A 16,514-nucleotide genomic window follows, 5' to 3' on the forward strand; every position below is an offset into this window, starting at 1 on the left:
GGGGCAAGATGAATATGGGTAAGGTACGCAACCGGAAAAGTATGCTTATTGTGTTACCGTACGGCCATTCAGTAACCGAATGAACAATCCATGCGAACAAGACGGGCAGCAGATTCTACCGTCATCCAACCAGATAATTGAGTGGACATATCTCGTTCTGCCACAGCTGAAATATCTACTTCCACACCAACTTTAGTGGATTTATTATCATCATTGCTGGTTTTGGAGACGTATAGTGGTAACCGTGCTGGTTTATCCCACTTCGCGGAGAAAAGCACCCCTTCTGGCAGCCACGCGGCTGTTTTCCACAGAGATTGCGCATTCTGCATAACCATACGGGCGGCAGACTCTTGCACAGCGTGTAAACGTCCATCCCACAACGGTTTACCAGGATCTGTCTCTATTCCCGGCATGCGGCGTGCCACATCCGCCATATAGCGCATCAAAATACCTTTGAAAAGGCCACCATCGCCGCTACCACCAGCAAGAAGTATTCCCTCGGAGGACAGCAATGTGCGCTCACAGGCCTCCACGATCTCGCAGACACGACGGAGATGCTCCTCCTGCTGACCTTCCTCCGACCGCAGCGCCAACTCTAACTCGGCGCCCATCGCCACACCTTGGCAGTACGTGTAAATTGCGTCTTCCCGCTTCTTACAGCCTTCAACAAGACGAATACCGTCTGCGTAAAGACCGGCGTTTGGACCATCTTTAACCTGGAGATTCTTATACATCCAGTCGCAAATACGTTCCGCTAATTGGACTGCTTTTTTATCCCCACAACGAGCGAGGAAAATAGCTGCCGCCCCATTAGTGGGGGTATTCCAGTAATCCTTATCCGTACACCACGGAATGGCGTACTTCGGATTGTAGGCATCCTCAAACCTGCGGCGGACGTCACGCAGGACTTTTTCGTAGCCGGTAAGGTAGCCGCGGCGTTCTGCCCGCTGCACGGCGACCGCCGCCCATGCGAGGTCATCGTAATACTTATTATGCCGCCAGCGTCGCCCATTAACGCGATAGTGTGTTCGTGCAAGACGCTTCAAGACACGCTGATTGTGTGCTGTTTCCGCACGATCCATGGCGTCCGTCATGCAGCCAATAAGGTGCGCTTGCCACCAGAAGTTCCACTTCACCGTAAAGCGATCACGCCAGCAGTAGGGCCACACAGTCATACCTGTAGCAGTGAAGGGGAGGAAAAATGACCGTACAAGGTGACGTTCAAGTACACTACGTTCCGCAATGGCAGCACGTTCCTGCCAATCTGTAGTGCGCGCCCATGCTGGGGCTGTATGAAGTCCAGAGGTGGCCACTAGAGCGTCCTTTCAACAACAGCTATATCAGTCAGCCAAATAACATGACAATACCTGCCGCAACACCCACATTGATGCTACGGGTAGAACCAAACTGAGCAATAGACACCACCATATCAGCTCGCTGCTCAGAAGCATCAGAAATACCCGGCCCTTCCTGCCCAAAAAGAAGAAGTGACCGCTCGGGTAGCGTCGCCGTTTCAATAGGTGTGGAACCAGGAACATTATCGACAGCAACAACGGTAAGACCATTCTCATGCGCCCAGTCGATGAGTTCCTCCACCGTGTCATGATGCTGCAAATGCTGGTAGCGGTCCGTCACCATAGCACCGCGCCGATTCCACCGCCGGCGACCCACAATATGCACCGTCTCGGCAAGAAAAGCATTCGCAGTACGCACTACCGTGCCAATGTTGGCATCATGCTCAAAGTTCTCAATAGCAACATGGAAGGGGTGACGGTGGGTGTCCAAATCCGCCACAATTGCCTCCCGCGTCCAATAGCGGTAGGCGTCCACAACATTGCGACGATCCCCCTCCGCAAGTAGTTGCGGATCGTAGCGGGGATCGGTAGGAAGAGGTTCCCCGGGGTGTTCCTCACGCCAGGGACCGACGCCATGGCGCCCCTCACCCCACTCGGTGGGGCCAGGGGCGGAGGCAGCATCGTCCGGCGTTAACGGCATAGTTGAAGTTTTAGGCGAGTCCGACATCTTCCAAACTCAACAAGTAGCGGTACTCTAGGCCTTCAGCATTAATGGCAGCCTCAGCACCAGTAGCGCGATCCACAATAGTGGCCACACCAACAACCTCAGCACCCAGGTCGCGTAATACACGTACTGCTGTCAGTGGGGAATTTCCAGTGGTAGTAGTGTCCTCAACAACAAGAACCTTTTTACCCACCACATCGGGGCCTTCAACCTGACGCTGCATGCCGTGCTTTTTCTTTTCCTTACGGACAGTAAAAGCGTTAATCTCGCGGCCGTCCGCATGCATGATGGCGGTACCCACCGGGTCAGCGCCTAAAGTGAGGCCACCCGCGGCCACATAATCCCAATCTGCGGTAAGTTCACGCAGCAGGGAGCCAATAAGACGGGACGCGCGGCTATGCATGGTCACACGACGCAAGTCAACGTAATAGTCCGCTTCTTTACCGGAGGAGAGAATAACTTTCCCGCGCACAACCGCTAACTCTTTAACAAGTTCAGCAAGTTCAGCTTTATCACGTGCATTAACAGGGTGTTCAGCAGGCTTAAATGCTGCAACCATGAAGAGTATGCCTTTCTGTAGGGAACAATCGTTAGTTCTCGTCATCCGGTATCTCACCGGTAGTCTCATTATCTTTCGCACGGGAACGGCTACCCGTTTTTCCAGGTACGAACCATGCCGGTCGCGCTTCTGCGTCCGCACTGTCATCTTTCCGTACATGACGACCAGATCCAGTTGTTTCACTGGGGCGAATAATGGGGAATTGGCCTGTCTGCATGGTGGAGGGTTCGCCCTCGCGCACCGCGTGTGATCCTGTGGAAACAGATTCCTGTGGCTGCGGAACAGTGATGTCAGAGGTCTGCTGTTTCTCGTCGTTAGTGTCGTCTGCCTGCGGATAGTAGGTTTCTACCGGGGTGACGACAGGTAGCGGCCCAGTTTCCTCCGGGCTAAATGGCTTCACGAACGCTATCCGCGGGCGTGTATCGGATGAGGTGGCAGCCACCGGAGGAACAGCAGAGCGTTCTCCTAAGGTTGCGGCAGCGGCATTATCACCGTCGCCTACCTCGAATTCTACTTCGCGGCTGGGGAACCCGGCAGTAGGAGGATCCGACGTGAACCCCGTTGGACGTTCCGGCTCGTCAATTTCATTAATAGCCTCGTCGGGATCGTCGAGCTCGTCGGGAATTTCGTCAGTTTCGCCCTCATTAGTCTCGTTCTCGTTGATACCCTCGTCGGTAGTTTCCTCACTACTGTCTGCGTCATCGAACGTGTCGTAGAGATCTGCTTGGGTAGTGTCCTCCCCAAAGTCCTTGTCGGTGTAGGCGACATCGTCAGGGTCGTCGTAGGAGTCCTCGTCGGCAATGTATTCTTCTTCGTCGTCTTCGTAGGGACGCAAAACATCAACGGCATGAGCTTCGTCATCGGAAAGATCATCGCTGGCAGCGGCGGCAAGGTCAGCATCAGTAATGACGTCGAAGGGGCCAGTATGCTCGGGGGCACCCAGAGCATCTATATCAAGCTCCGTATCCTGGCCTTCAAAATGCAGGGGTTCGGAGATTTCGTGGTAGTTGGCTCCCATATCGGGTGCTTCATCGTCTGCACCGGATTGTTCTGCCTGCTCATCATCGTCGGTAGCGATGAGGTCATCTTCGCTAAGTCCGTCTTCGGCAAGATCGTCCGCAGAGAAATCCTCTGTCGCAATATCGCTTTCAGAGTCTTGCGGTTCTTTACTGTCAATAACTGCTAATGTGGCTGCTTCTTCATCAGTGCCTGGAATAACATCAAATTCTGCGGTGGTGGGGGTAATCCACTCATCATCAGCGGGAACATTCTCCACCCGGGTTTCCCCCGGGAACTCATCGACAGCCTCGACGGCCTCTGCTTCCGCATAGGCGGCTAAAGCATCCTCCGCGGCTTCAATATCCTCGCTATCGGCCTGCTGCTCATCGCTATTAGACTGTTCAGCCTGCTCAGACTGTTCAGTGTGTTCAGCCTGTTCAGTAGCGTTATCGTCAGTAAAGATATCGTCAGTGCGCGCGAAAGAGTCAGTCTCGTCTATTTCCGTGTACTCCCCCATCAGACGGTCAGCTTCCGCAAAATCGGCTTCCGTCACGAAGTCATCGTCAGCACTCCGGTCATCGTCATCGGAAAGATCAGCGCAGGGAACAGGCTCCTGCGGTTCCCATGAATTCTCAACGAAAGCACTTTCGTCCACGTGGTCAGCTGCTGGCTCATCTGCAGACTGTGCAGCGTTATCGGGTTCCGGCACCACAGTTAACCCGGCAGGATTATTAGCGGATGGTGACGCATTCGTACTACCAGCGGGGGCAAAGGGAATAACGTTGTCGGGAATCAAAAGATCGTCGGTGCCGTCAATACCGTCATCGACATCATCCTCATCATCGCCTTCAGCAAAGTCCCCCTCCCAGATGGGGGCAACAGGCTGATCCCCCACTACGGTGAAGGGGACGTCCTGGTCATCGTCCATAAAAGAGGAGTCAGACGGGAGAAAACCGGCTTCTTCTGGCTCAATGGCGTCGGCATCAACGGGCAGGGAATCATCATCTGTACGGTCAGCCAATGGCCGCGTAGGGCCCACACCCTGCAAACTGAGGGATTCCTCTTCACCCTCGCGCGGAGGTAGCACGCGGAGCGCATCATTCAACCGAGACAACCAGTGAAGAACTGTAGGGAGTTCCTCATTAATCTTGTCGTCTGGGTTAAGTTCAGTGTCGAAGCCGTCATCCTCCAACGGCATAAGGGCAGCAGACCAGTAGCCTTCCGACCATGCCATCGCAAGATCATCAGGGTGATTATCGAGAACCTCCACCAGTCGGTCGTCAGTGGCACGAATCATGGCATCAACATCGGAGGCATACACCTGTAGGTCTGTTGCCTTACCGGAATTGTCCTGCTCGTCTTCTTCCACGGGGTGGATCTCAACGACAACGGAGGAAGCTGTATCGCGTTGTACAGCAACAATCCAGCCATCATCTTCGGCAAAAATAAGAGCGGGATGCCCCTCATATTCACCCATTGCCGAGTGCCGCAACTCATGCAAACCGCCATCTGTGGCGGGACCATGCTCCCACTGGGAAACCGCCGCAGCAACCCCCGCACTGTCCGGTGTAAACCCCAGGCTATCCCCCCAGCGAGCATGCGCACGCGCCGCCGCGTCCGCATCAGCAGAAGACTGCTTGTGGGAACGAACGGCAGCAATAATACCGAAAACAATGCCAACAACCGCTATAACAGCGGCCACGATCAATATGATCACGGGAACTGACAACATACATTTCCCCTATCTGCGGGCACTACTCAGTATTAACCGTACCACTATGGCAAAAGACCCCGCGAAGCTGGCCGTTTCGGATCCAAACACCATTGCGACCATCCTCCCATGTAGAGAGAAGCACCAGGTAAACCAGCTACTTCAAGCGCAGCAATAGTGTGGGTAGCAAGGTTACCGGAACCGCAATACACAGCCACTTCAGAGCCAGTTGTAATACCCAGTGCCTCGAATCGATCCAAAAGACTTTCAAAGTCCAAGAACTGGTGATTCGGCCCATAATTTCCGTATGTTGGAAGATTATAGGCACCCGGGATGTGTCCCAGTCGAGCATCGTTATATTCAAAATGCCCCTGGTAGCGACGCTCAGAACGAGCGTCCAACAAAATACCGTGCTGCGGCCACTCCGCTACTTCTTCAACATCAACAGTGGGCATGCACGGCTCATCAGAAACCTTAAAATTACCGTCCAGCGGAATAATGCCTGGCCCCGTCAACGTCGGCATACCAGCGTGTTCCCACCGCTGCAGCCCCCCATCAAGGAAGAAAACATCTTTCACACCGGCATTGCGAAGGATCCACCATACGCGAGCCGCGGAGGTACCTTCTACAGAGTCGTACACCACTACATAGGAGTCCTTATCGATACCCCACCGACGGGTGAGCTCTTGGACTTTTTCTTTAGTGGGGAAAGGACGACGGCCTCGCGCCGGATTATGTGCACCAGTAAGATCCTGTTCCAGATCTACATAGATGGCATTGGGAATGTGGTGTTCTAGGTAGTGGTCATAACCACCAAGGTGATCGCGATACCATCGCACATCCAGGATCACTGGTGCTCGATTAGAGTCAATACGCGCCATCAACCACTGCGGGTTTACGAGGATACTCATACATCTATCCTACTAATCACCAGATTTTTATTCACCTTCTTCACCATGACACGAGACGGAAAATCCCTCCCACTCCCCACCCGGCAGGACCAAACATGACGGCATCAAATACCCAGTAAATGGACACTAGTTATACATACCCACTCACTACTGTTAGAATTGGTAATTTGACAGTTAAATGGTTTTAGCCATCCCTCCCCAGATACGAGAATGCATACGAAACGGCATACGAAACGGAGAGTCCATGAAATTCTCGTCAGGAATTAAAGCAGTTGCTGGCGCAGTCGCAGCCTCTCTTCTTCTCGTGACAGCACACCCTGCCCAGGCAGACCCTGTAACTACCCCTTACACAAGGGATATCAACACCATTGCAGAACAGACCACTGCCTACGTAGAAAATAATCACCTTATCCCCGATAAGGACGCTCTACAGCGTAAAGCTGCCACAGCAGAGGCCACCATTGCTGACATTCGCGACGGCGGCAACACCCTAGTCCTTGGAAAAGGCCACTTCTTACGACACGGCGACAAGCTCGCCATCATCGGTGAATCCGGTGCTACCGTCACCAACACACCACTCCAAGCATTGCTCGGAAACACTGTGGTAGACCTTAACGTCATCGTGAAAGAAGGCGGACGGGCTGCCACATTTTTCCCCGTCTCCAAGCCCGTTCACTCCACCAATGCCTACGCACTACAGAAAGACGACAAGGGTGGAATGATCGGCTACGGTACCCGCCAACGCGATTTCTATAACGCTTGGGGGAAATACCTTAACCGTATTGAGGTAGAAAACTACTCCGCAGTTATTGTCAGTAGCGCCTACGGCGGCTATATTGGCACAAAGTGCGGCTGGGCTATTGGTTTCCTCTCCGCCGCACTAGTAGCGACGAACATGAACCTTTTCGCCAAACTCGTACCGAGCCCTATCGCGAAAACTCTTATCTACCTCTCTGTTATTCCAGTTGCTATAGCCGTCTACCACGCGGTAGGAATTCCAGCGTCAGCACTTGGTAAAGTCGCAGGTTCACACTTGAGCACCATAGCTATTGGTTTCCTCTCCTCCAATCCGGAAACCCGCGATCTCGCACTGCAAGCTCTTAGCGCAGCCCTGGGACTCGTCTTCCTATGGTGGCTACCGCCCTCAGCCACAGCAAACAAATAAGGTAGCGACTACATAGAGTCAGTGCACGTGTAACGCGCTTACTGCTCACACGTTGACTCCATAACTCATAACTACACAGAAGAAGGGGTCGCCGTTGTATCTGCAACGGCGACCTCTTCTCTTAAAAGCACGTCCTGTGCTTATGCACTCTTGTTCAGGACTTACTGCGTGGGCTTTACCGTGCGCTGGCCAGTGATCTGCAGACTCTCCTTATCCGGGGCGACGGTCACATGCACAATGTCACCATCGAAGATCTCCCCTGCCAGCAATTCTTTAGCAAGAGCATCACCAATAGACTGCTGAATAAGACGACGCAGAGGGCGCGCACCGTAGGCAGGCTCATAGCCTCGTTCGGCCAGCCAGGTGCGGGCGTCATCATCCACGTCAAGGGTAAGACGACGCGCGGACAAACGCTGCGATAGCTCACGCAACTGAATATCCACAATGCCCTTCAACTGCTCCGGTTGTAGCGGCGAGAAGATAATAATGTCATCCAAGCGGTTGACGAACTCCGGTTTGAAGTTCATCTTTACTGCCTGCATAATCTCCTCATTTGTGCCACCCGCGCCCAGGTTAGAGGTGAGGATAAGGACGGTATTGCGGAAGTCCACGGTGCGGCCTTGCCCGTCAGTGAGACGTCCCTCATCCAGTACCTGCAGTAGTACGTCGAAAACATCCGGGTGCGCCTTTTCTACCTCGTCAAAAAGAATGACGGAGTAGGGGCGGCGGCGGATAGCTTCCGTCAGCTGACCGCCGGATTCGTAGCCGACGTATCCCGGAGGGGCACCGATAAGGCGCGCCACCGAGTGCTTCTCCCCGTATTCGGACATGTCGATGCGAGTGATCGCGTGCTTGTCATCGAAGAGGAACTGCGCCAATGCTTTCGCAAGCTCAGTTTTACCAACACCGGTGGGGCCTAGGAAGAGGAAGGAACCCAGCGGACGGTTGGGGTCTGCGACGCCTGCCCGAGCCCGGCGCACAGCGTCGGAGACGGCCTTCACGGCGTCTTCTTGCCCAACTACGTTGTGGGCGAGTTCTTCTTCCATGCGGAGGAGTTTTTGTCCTTCGCTTTCCAGCATGCGGCCGGCGGGAATACCGGTCCAGGCTTCCACAACTTCTGCGACATCGTCGGGGCCTACTTCTTCTTTCAGCATCATCTGCGAGTATTCGCTGGTGGATGCTTGGGAGCTTTCCGCTTCGGCGAGTTTCTTTTCCGCTTCGGGGATACGCCCGTAGCGTAGTTCGGCGGCTTTGCCGAGGTCGCCGTCTCGTTCGGCGCGTTCAGCCTGTCCACGGAGTTGTTCCAGGGTTTCCTTGAGGTCGCGGACGGCGTCGATGGCGTTCTTCTCGTTTTGCCAGCGGGAGGTTAGCTGGGCGAGTTTTTCGCGTTCATCAGCGAGTTCCTTGCGGAGAGTGGCGAGTCGTTCGCGGGAGGCGGCGTCCTCTTCTTTCTCCAGCGCCAGTTCTTCCACTTCCAGCCGGCAGACGATGCGCTGGGCGGTGTCGATTTCCTCGGGTGAGGAGTCGATTTCCATGCGCATGCGGGAGGCGGCCTCATCCATCAGGTCGATGGCTTTATCGGGGAGGAAGCGGTTAGTGATGTAGCGGTCGGACAGTGTTGCGGCAGCTACCAGCGCGGAGTCCTTAATGCGGACACCGTGGTGCACTTCGTAGCGTTCCTTTAGCCCACGCAGGATACCGATGGTGTCTTCGACGGTTGGTTCGCCCACGTAGACTTGCTGGAAGCGGCGTTCCAGGGCGGCATCTTTTTCAATGTATTTGCGGTACTCGTCCAAGGTGGTGGCGCCGACGAGGCGGAGCTCACCGCGTGCCAGCATCGGTTTGATGAGGTTGCCGGCATCCATTCCGGAGTCGCCGGTGGCGCCTGCCCCGACAATGGTGTGGATTTCGTCGATGAAGGTAACAATCTCGCCGTTGGCGTCTTTGATTTCTTGGAGGACGCTCTTTAAGCGTTCCTCGAATTCGCCGCGGTATTTAGCGCCGGCGATCATGGATCCTAGGTCGAGGGCGATAAGTTTCTTACCGCGCAACGATTCTGGTACGTCGCCGGAGACAATGCGGCGAGCGAGCCCTTCCACAATGGCGGTTTTACCAACGCCCGGTTCACCAATGAGAACGGGGTTGTTTTTGGTGCGGCGGCTGAGAACCTGTACGACACGGCGGATTTCGGCATCGCGCCCAATGACGGGGTCAATTTTTCCTTCGCGGGCACGCGCAGTGAGGTCCGTGGAGTACTTTTCAAGAGCCTGGTAAGTATCCTCCGGATTTTCAGAGGTGATGCGTCCGGAACCGCGTACTGCGGTAAAGGCGGCCTTGAGGTTTTCGGGAGTGGCTCCCAAAGATTGCATGGCGGCGGCCACTGGGTGACGACCGGTAGCGAGCCCCACCATGAGGTGTTCGGTGGAGGTGTATTCGTCACCCATGGAGCTGGCGAGCTCTTGGGCGGTATTAATAACGGTAAGCCCGTCGCGGGACAGGTTGGGGTTAGCAAGCCCTCCACCGCTGGCGGCGGGGAGATTCTCGACAAGGGAGTGAGCTTGTTGGAGTAATGCTCCGGGGTCTACTCCTGCGCTGCGGAGTAGTGGGCCAGCTATGCCGTCTTCTTGTTCGAGGAGCGCGACAAGGAGGTGTGCGGGTTCAACACTGGGGTTGCCTTTGGCTGCGGCGGATTGGAGGGCAGCGGAGATAGCCTCTTGTGATTTAGTGGTGAAGTTTTGAGTGCTCATAATCTATTCTCTCTTTTATTTCGACGGCGTGTAAAGGGTCAAAAAATTTTTTTAAATATGGTTTGTCCTGCATGTTTGATGTCATATAAACGACTAGTTAACACGCTAGTTAATACTAAGTTGAGTCTATATGACTCATGTTTATTTTCACTGTAGCAAAGTTGAGTCCTTTTAGCTAAGGATTTTTTGCAAAAAGGCTTGTTTTTTTTGTCACACTAAACGCTATGATGGGCACATATAGGCACACACGTATAAGCACACAGACATACGCCCTCATCATCCCCGCCCTCTATCCACAATGGACCTGGAAGGACACGCCAATGAGCCGCCACCGCGACCATGCACCACAAGCATCGGGCCGGCATTTGCGCGCTTCAGAAAACTCCCCCGTCAACAACACCTACCCCACCTACTACACCGTCCTCGGGCCCGCCATCACACTGCTCCGCGAGCACCCCGAAGACTTCATGCGACACTTCCTTGCCGCCGCCCTCACCTACGACTTCCACTTCCACACATTCTTCCCCTCCGTCAACGACCATCACGCCAGTCGCTACACCCACGCTCTCCGCTACATTCTGGAAGCACTGGATCAATCCACCAACGATCCTGACTGCCTTGACGACGTTATAGACTTCCTCTCCCAACTTGGGTGCGACCAGCGAAAATACCAACTTACAGCCGAGCAATATCAGTCCCTCGCCGCAGCCCTACGAGACACCTTCGCACTCCTCCTCCCCTACCAGTGGAGCACTGAACTCAACGATGCTCTACTGACATCGTTTGAACACGCCATCAACGTCATGCAAAGTGCCGCCGCGACGAAAACAACTCCCCCCGTCTACACGGGCACCGTCATGGAAGTCCTCCGCTTCACCCGCGACATCGCCATCGTTCGTCTACAGGCAAACCCTGCTATTGATTACCTCCCCGGACAATACCTCTCCGTCACTACCCCACAATGCCCCGGCACATGGCGTTATCTTTCTCCAGCTATCCCTGCCAACAGTGACGGATACATTGAATTCCACATCCGTGCAGTTGACCACGGCTACTTCAGCAACCAGATTGTGCACAACACACACCCCGGCGACCAGTGGACACTCTCCAACCCCCACGGCAACCTTCACATTTCTGGAGAACGCCCCGTCTGCATGATCGCCCGCGACATGGCACTAGCACCCATGCGGTGCATTCTGCTGGATATGGTGCAGGACAGTGGACACCACCCACTAGTCGACATTTACTACAGCACTCACTATCCAGGGGAGCTTATTGACGCCGCTACCCTCGCTAATCTGCAAGCCGCGAACCCCTGGCTTATTGCCCACATTTGCGCAGACGAAAAAACCGACCCCTGGTGGCTTCACAATGCCCCCGAGCTTCCCCCGAATCTTCTTCTCCGCCACGGTAATCCGCTAGAAATAGCGTTAGCTGACGGCTGTATTCACGATCGTGAAATCCTTGTAGGTGGCAGCCCCCAAATAGTGCAGCAGGCCATGGAGAATCTGCCCCGCCTCGGAGTATCCCGGGCAGATATCCACCATGACCCACTGGACTAGCATTAGCTAGCCTATTGTTTGTATTACTGTCCGCGCTGGCGCACTTCCGGAGTCCACACGACAACAGCCTGGCTACGCGGAACATGCACAAGCGCCCGCGAATTCCGTTGTTGCTTGCGTACCAGGTCGAGAGTATTTTCCAGCTGCTCAACTTCTTCTTCTAGCTCGTTAACGCGCTGCGTTAACTCCAGAATGCGCTTAATCCCGGCAAGGTTAACGCCTTCGTCTTGGCTGAGGTGCTGGATTTCTCGCAGCAGTTCCACATCTTCATCGGAGTAGCGGCGTCCACCGCCTTGTGCACGCGCCGGCGTCACCAGGCCAAGCCTGTCATACTGTCGCAGAGTTTGTGCATGCATACCAGCAAGTTCTGCAGCTACCGAAATAACAAAGAAGTGTTCCTCTCGATTACTCATTGCGCACCTGCCCATCCAGCTCGCGGGTGGAATCCGGAGCTTTTTTCAGCTTGCTCATAGTCTTTCAATGCTTTCACCGCAGCATCATTCAAGGTGGTGGGAACCTGCAGTTTCAAGGTGGCAAGGAGATCTCCCGCTGCACCATGCGCAGGTTTAATACCGCGTCCACGCACACGCATCACCTGATCTGGCTCGCTCCCTGCCGGAATACGAATAGACACAGTTCCACTAAGTGTGGGAACAGTGACGGTAGTTCCCAGCGTCAATTCTGCAAACGATACTGGCACGTTCACCAGCAGGTTATTTCCATCCTGCTGGAATACCTCATCCGGGGTAACAGTGATTTTTACCAGCAAATCCCCTGGAGGAGCACCGCGCAGTCCAGCTTCACCTTTCCCTTTAAGACGAATCTTCTGACCATTTTTAACACCTGCCGGTACACGTACTTTAAGCGTACGAGTCCGGGTAACAACTCCAGTACCACCGCATTCGGGGCAGGGGTCATCGATAATAGTGCCAGTACCACCGCAGGTACTACAGGGTTGTGCGAACTCAAACGAGCCCTGCGCAGAACGACGATAACCCGAACCATTGCAGTCTGGGCACGTACGGGGGGCAGTTCCCGGGCGTGCACCGGAACCGTGGCAGGTAGGGCATGCGGTCTTAGAGGTAATGCGGATGGGGACAGTGGCACCCTTGGCGGCGTCCCGGAAGCTAATAGTGATGGCGGTACTAATATCGGCACCGCCGGTAGGTTGCTGGGCTGCTTCCTGTCGGCGTCCACCACCACGGCGTTGATTGAAAAGTCCACCTAAAATGTCGCCGAGGCCACCGCCAGCACTGCCTTGAGAACCGGCGCCAAAAATATCGCCGAGGTCACCAAGGTTGAACCCCTCCGTGCTATATGTGAAGTTTTGTCCACCACCCGGGGCGAATCCTCGTGCGAATCCGCCAGGTGATCCAAAACCTCCCCGTCCTGCTTGCCCCCCGAACCCGGAGGACATCATGGCGCGGAGTTCATCGTATTCTTTACGTTCTTTTGGATCGGAGAGAACAGCGTTCGCTTCGCTAACACGCTTGAAGCGTTCCTCCGCAGCTTTATCTCCGGGGTTGGCGTCGGGATGGAGACTACGGGCGAGTTTACGGTACGCCTTTTTAATCTCCTCTTGAGTAGCGTCTTTGCTGACGCCGAGTTCCTTATAGAAGTCTTTATCAGCCCATTCTCGCTGCATGGCGTCTCCTCCTCTCTAAGCTAAAACTCTATTATTCATACTAACTAACATTGAGTCTAAACTACTCAACTTTAACTGTCTGTACTATATCTTTAACTATCTAATTTGATATACCCACATAACGCTGTAGCCACATAATGTAGTGGCGGCCCCCCTGAGGAAAGCCGCCACTACGTTGTTATGTACTTACTGTGTGTATCACTCTGTGTATCTACTGTGGAGTAGCCTGTGCTAACTCTTCTCGCTATCTGCTGTTGCTGAATCACCACTATTGGTGGTGTCTGCGGATGAGTCAGTGGACTTTTCCGCAGTGCTAGCAGTGCCGTCAGCACCGTCAGAGTCATGGGCAGCTGAGGCATCCGAGCCTTCGTCCCCGCGGACGATCACCATGGCTTCGCGGAGGACACGATCGCCCAAGTTGAAGCCTTTCCGGAGGACAGTACTCAGTACCTTTTCGCCGTCGCCACCCTCATCTTGGATGGCGGAGTGGCGGTTCGCGTCGAATGGTTCGCCGACTTCGCCGAACTGGGTAACGCCCTGTCCTTTGAGAATGTCATTGAACTTGTCGGTGAAGGCCTTGAGAGGACTGCCGTCGGTAATGTCTCCGTGCTGGCGGGCTCGCTCAACATTGTCAGCGAGTGTGAGCATGGAAGATACAACACCAACTTTGCCGCTCTCGCGGGCGGTACCGATTTCACGTTCGACACGCTTCCGGTAGTTAGCAAATTCAGCTGTGACACGCTGCAGGTCTTCGGTAAGTTCTTGTACCTTCGCCAGCAGTTTGTCTTCTACAGTGAGGTCCTCGTCTTCTGCGTGGGCGGCTTGGCCGGCAGTGTCAGAGGTTCTGAGATGCGTCCGTCATGTCTATCAATCCTTACGTGCCTTACTTGTTGTTGTCGTCCTCGACAACTTCAGCGTCTACCACATCGTCGTCGCCACCATTGTCGGAGGCGTTGGAGTCGGCGGCACCACCGTCAGCGGCGGTTGCACCTTCTGCGGCAGTCTGCTCATACATGGCTTGACCCATGGCGGCAGACTCCGTCTTAATCTCTTCGATGGCAGTGCGCAGTGCGGCAATGTCATCACCCTTGAGGGCTTCCTTGGCCTTGTCGATAGCAGCCTGTACTTTGTCCTTGCCGTCGGAAGGAATCTTCTCAGCGTTGTCAGTGAGGAACTTCTCGGTCTGGTAGACGAGGGTTTCAGCCTCGTTGCGGACGGAAACCTCTTCGCGACGCTTACGGTCTTCCTCAGCGTGCTCTTCCGCATCCTTAATCATGCGGTCGATCTCTTCCTGGGAAAGGCCGGAGCCGTCCTGAATAGTGACGGTGTTTTCCTTGCCGGTGCCCTTGTCCTTAGCGGTGACATGGACAATGCCGTTGGCGTCGATGTCGAAGGTGACCTCAATCTGCGGAATACCACGGGGGGCCGGGGCAATGCCGGACAGTTCGAAGGATCCGAGCAGTTTATTCTGCGAAGCCATCTCGCGTTCGCCCTGGTAAACCTGGATCTGTACGGAGGGCTGGTTGTCCTCAGCAGTGGTGAAGGTTTCGGAGCGCTTGGTGGGGATGGTGGTGTTGCGTTCGATGAGTTTGGTCATCACGCCGCCCTTGGTTTCAATACCGAGGGAGAGCGGGGTGACGTCGAGGAGCAGCACGTCTTTAACTTCACCGCGGAGCACGCCGGCCTGCAGGGCAGCGCCGACAGCAACGACCTCGTCCGGGTTTACACCCTTGTTGGGTTCGCGGCCACCGGTGAGTTCCTTCACCAGGTCGGTGACGGCGGGCATACGGGTGGAGCCACCAACCAGAACAACGTGGTCAATCTCGGAGACGGAGATGCCAGCATCCTTGATGACTGCCTGGAATGGCTTGCGGCAGCGGTCGAGGAGATCCTGGGTGATGCGCTGGAATTCGGCGCGGGACAGGGTTTCGTCAAGGAACAGCGGGTTCTTGTCTGCGTCAACCGTAATGTAGGGCAGGTTGATGGTGGCGTTCTGGGAGGCGGAAAGCTCAATCTTGGCTTTCTCGGCGGCTTCGCGGAGACGCTGCATTGCCATACGGTCCTTGGACAGGTCCATACCGGAGGAGGTCTTGAACTTGTCGACGAGCCAGTCCACGATGCGGTTGTCCCAGTCGTCACCACCGAGGTGGTTGTCGCCGGAAGTGGCGCGAACTTCTACAACACCGTCGCCGATCTCCAGGAGGGAGACGTCGAAGGTACCGCCGCCAAGGTCGAAGACCAGAATGGTCTGTTCCTTGTCGGCCTTTTCGAGGCCGTAGGCGAGGGCAGCTGCGGTGGGCTCGTTCACAATGCGGAGCACGTTGAGGCCAGCGATCTGGCCAGCGTCCTTAGTGGCCTGGCGCTGTGCGTCATTGAAGTAGGCCGGAACGGTGATGACGGCATCGGTGACGGGTTCACTCAGGTAGGCTTCTGCATCGCGCTTCAGTTTCATGAGCACGTGAGCAGAGATTTCCTGCGGAGTGTACTGCTTTCCGTCAATATCATTGGACTTCCAGTCGGAGCCAATGTGGCGCTTCACAGAGCGAATAGTGCGGTCAACGTTAGTAACTGCCTGGTTCTTAGCAGGCTGCCCGACGAGAACTTCACCATTCTTGGCGAAAGCAACGACGGACGGGGTGGTGCGGGATCCCTCAGAGTTGGGGATAACCTTCGCTTCTCCGCCTTCTAGGACGGAGACGCAGGAGTTAGTAGTACCAAGGTCAATACCTACTGCGCGTCCCATAATGGGTACCTCCATGTTTCTGTAATGCTTGTATGTTTGTGATGTTGTGTGTATTTACGTGTATTTACATGCGCCTATAGAGCAATTTAACACCCTATTGAGCGTTACGCACTCAAGTATTACACATGAGTTTTTATTACGCAATAGTTCTTGAGTGAATTAGACTCAACTTTATTTTTTATTACACAAACACCCAGGTCAACAGCAACAAGAGGCTGCAATTCTTTAGATAGACAAAGTTGTAATGAGATGACGACTAATACCTATTTGTCGAGGAATAAAGATCCGAATAGCCATGCTCAGGCCTGCGATGAACTCATTGATCTTATTGATATGGTCTCACCGCAAAAGTAGGACTCCTACGGAAGCAGAGAGTGTGGTTTACTGTGCTCACTAAAATTTTTTAGAGATGTATTTCAGTTGAAAGGTCAGTACGTGATGAAGCCTGTATCT

Annotated in this window: 11 protein-coding genes and 1 pseudogene; 2 read left to right on the forward strand and 10 right to left on the reverse strand. The window is 54.5% G+C overall.

Annotated features, from left to right (window positions below; genetic code table 11):
* Positions 1–68: 68 nt before the first annotated feature.
* The 5 genes from DI579_RS06410 to DI579_RS06430 form a co-directional block, all read right to left on the reverse strand.
* Positions 69–1,313, reverse strand: a complete 1,245-nt coding sequence (locus DI579_RS06410; RefSeq protein WP_303678951.1) for a glycoside hydrolase family 76 protein — start codon at positions 1,311–1,313, stop codon at positions 69–71.
* A 31-nt stretch (positions 1,314–1,344) separates the two neighbouring features.
* Positions 1,345–1,995 carry an RNA methyltransferase gene (locus DI579_RS06415; protein ID WP_303678958.1) on the reverse strand — a complete coding sequence of 217 codons (651 nt, stop codon included), beginning with the start codon at positions 1,993–1,995 and terminating at the stop codon, positions 1,345–1,347.
* 10 nt (positions 1,996–2,005) lie between these two features.
* Entirely contained in the window at positions 2,006–2,578 is a 573-nt protein-coding gene (gene pyrE / locus DI579_RS06420) for an orotate phosphoribosyltransferase (RefSeq protein WP_303678952.1), read from the reverse strand.
* Positions 2,579–2,609: 31 nt separating this feature from the next.
* Complete coding sequence (locus DI579_RS06425) at positions 2,610–5,279, reverse strand: hypothetical protein (protein ID WP_303678953.1); 2,670 nt, start codon at positions 5,277–5,279, stop codon at positions 2,610–2,612.
* A gap of 74 nt (positions 5,280–5,353) precedes the next feature.
* Positions 5,354–6,199 (reverse strand): sulfurtransferase, encoded by an 846-nt coding sequence (locus DI579_RS06430; RefSeq protein WP_290599325.1) that lies wholly within the window; start codon positions 6,197–6,199, stop codon positions 5,354–5,356.
* A gap of 244 nt (positions 6,200–6,443) precedes the next feature.
* Here DI579_RS06430 and DI579_RS06435 point away from each other — a divergent pair, with 244 nt between their 5' ends.
* Positions 6,444–7,364, forward strand: coding sequence for a hypothetical protein (locus DI579_RS06435; RefSeq protein ID WP_290599322.1), 921 nt, complete (start codon positions 6,444–6,446; stop codon positions 7,362–7,364).
* Positions 7,365–7,525: 161 nt separating this feature from the next.
* Here the strand turns inward: DI579_RS06435 and clpB are convergent, their stop codons facing one another.
* Complete coding sequence (clpB, locus tag DI579_RS06440) at positions 7,526–10,111, reverse strand: ATP-dependent chaperone ClpB (RefSeq protein ID WP_303678954.1); 2,586 nt, start codon at positions 10,109–10,111, stop codon at positions 7,526–7,528.
* 320 nt (positions 10,112–10,431) lie between these two features.
* Here clpB and DI579_RS06445 point away from each other — a divergent pair, with 320 nt between their 5' ends.
* The gene (locus DI579_RS06445) at positions 10,432–11,673 is read left to right on the forward strand and encodes an FAD-binding oxidoreductase (RefSeq protein ID WP_290599319.1); all 1,242 of its coding nucleotides are present in this window, start codon (positions 10,432–10,434) and stop codon (positions 11,671–11,673) included.
* A gap of 23 nt (positions 11,674–11,696) precedes the next feature.
* Here DI579_RS06445 and DI579_RS06450 read toward each other — a convergent pair whose 3' ends face one another.
* The 4 genes and pseudogenes from DI579_RS06450 to dnaK all read right to left on the reverse strand — a co-directional run bounded on the left by DI579_RS06450 (position 11,697) and on the right by dnaK (position 16,061).
* Complete coding sequence (locus DI579_RS06450; RefSeq protein ID WP_290599317.1) at positions 11,697–12,086, reverse strand: heat shock protein transcriptional repressor HspR; 390 nt, start codon at positions 12,084–12,086, stop codon at positions 11,697–11,699.
* Positions 12,083–13,318 carry a molecular chaperone DnaJ gene (gene dnaJ, locus DI579_RS06455; RefSeq protein WP_303678955.1) on the reverse strand — a complete coding sequence of 412 codons (1,236 nt, stop codon included), beginning with the start codon at positions 13,316–13,318 and terminating at the stop codon, positions 12,083–12,085. The genes DI579_RS06450 and dnaJ overlap by 4 nt, the downstream gene beginning before the upstream one ends.
* Before the next feature lie 231 nt (positions 13,319–13,549).
* Positions 13,550–14,122: pseudogene (grpE, locus tag DI579_RS06460) on the reverse strand (nucleotide exchange factor GrpE); the annotation flags it as partial.
* A 79-nt stretch (positions 14,123–14,201) separates the two neighbouring features.
* The gene (gene dnaK, locus DI579_RS06465; RefSeq protein WP_303678956.1) at positions 14,202–16,061 is read right to left on the reverse strand and encodes a molecular chaperone DnaK; all 1,860 of its coding nucleotides are present in this window, start codon (positions 16,059–16,061) and stop codon (positions 14,202–14,204) included.
* Positions 16,062–16,514 lie beyond the last annotated feature (453 nt).

The organism is Lawsonella clevelandensis, from assembly GCF_003241315.1.
GTDB classification, from domain to species: Bacteria; Actinomycetota; Actinomycetes; order Mycobacteriales; family Mycobacteriaceae; genus Lawsonella; species Lawsonella clevelandensis_A.

Excerpts from the sequence above, each read along its gene's own strand:
- DI579_RS06445 (WP_290599319.1), top strand. The coding sequence starts at position 10,432 with ATGAGCCGCCACCGCGACCATGCACCACAAGCATCGGGCCGGCATTTG.
- dnaK (WP_303678956.1), bottom strand. The coding sequence starts at position 16,061 with ATGGGACGCGCAGTAGGTATTGACCTTGGTACTACTAACTCCTGCGTC.
- DI579_RS06450 (WP_290599317.1), bottom strand. The coding sequence starts at position 12,086 with ATGAGTAATCGAGAGGAACACTTCTTTGTTATTTCGGTAGCTGCAGAA.
- dnaJ (WP_303678955.1), bottom strand. The coding sequence starts at position 13,318 with ATGCAGCGAGAATGGGCTGATAAAGACTTCTATAAGGAACTCGGCGTC.
- DI579_RS06435 (WP_290599322.1), top strand. The coding sequence starts at position 6,444 with ATGAAATTCTCGTCAGGAATTAAAGCAGTTGCTGGCGCAGTCGCAGCC.
- DI579_RS06430 (WP_290599325.1), bottom strand. The coding sequence starts at position 6,199 with ATGAGTATCCTCGTAAACCCGCAGTGGTTGATGGCGCGTATTGACTCT.
- pyrE (WP_303678952.1), bottom strand. The coding sequence starts at position 2,578 with ATGGTTGCAGCATTTAAGCCTGCTGAACACCCTGTTAATGCACGTGAT.
- clpB (WP_303678954.1), bottom strand. The coding sequence starts at position 10,111 with ATGAGCACTCAAAACTTCACCACTAAATCACAAGAGGCTATCTCCGCT.
- DI579_RS06415 (WP_303678958.1), bottom strand. The coding sequence starts at position 1,995 with ATGCCGTTAACGCCGGACGATGCTGCCTCCGCCCCTGGCCCCACCGAG.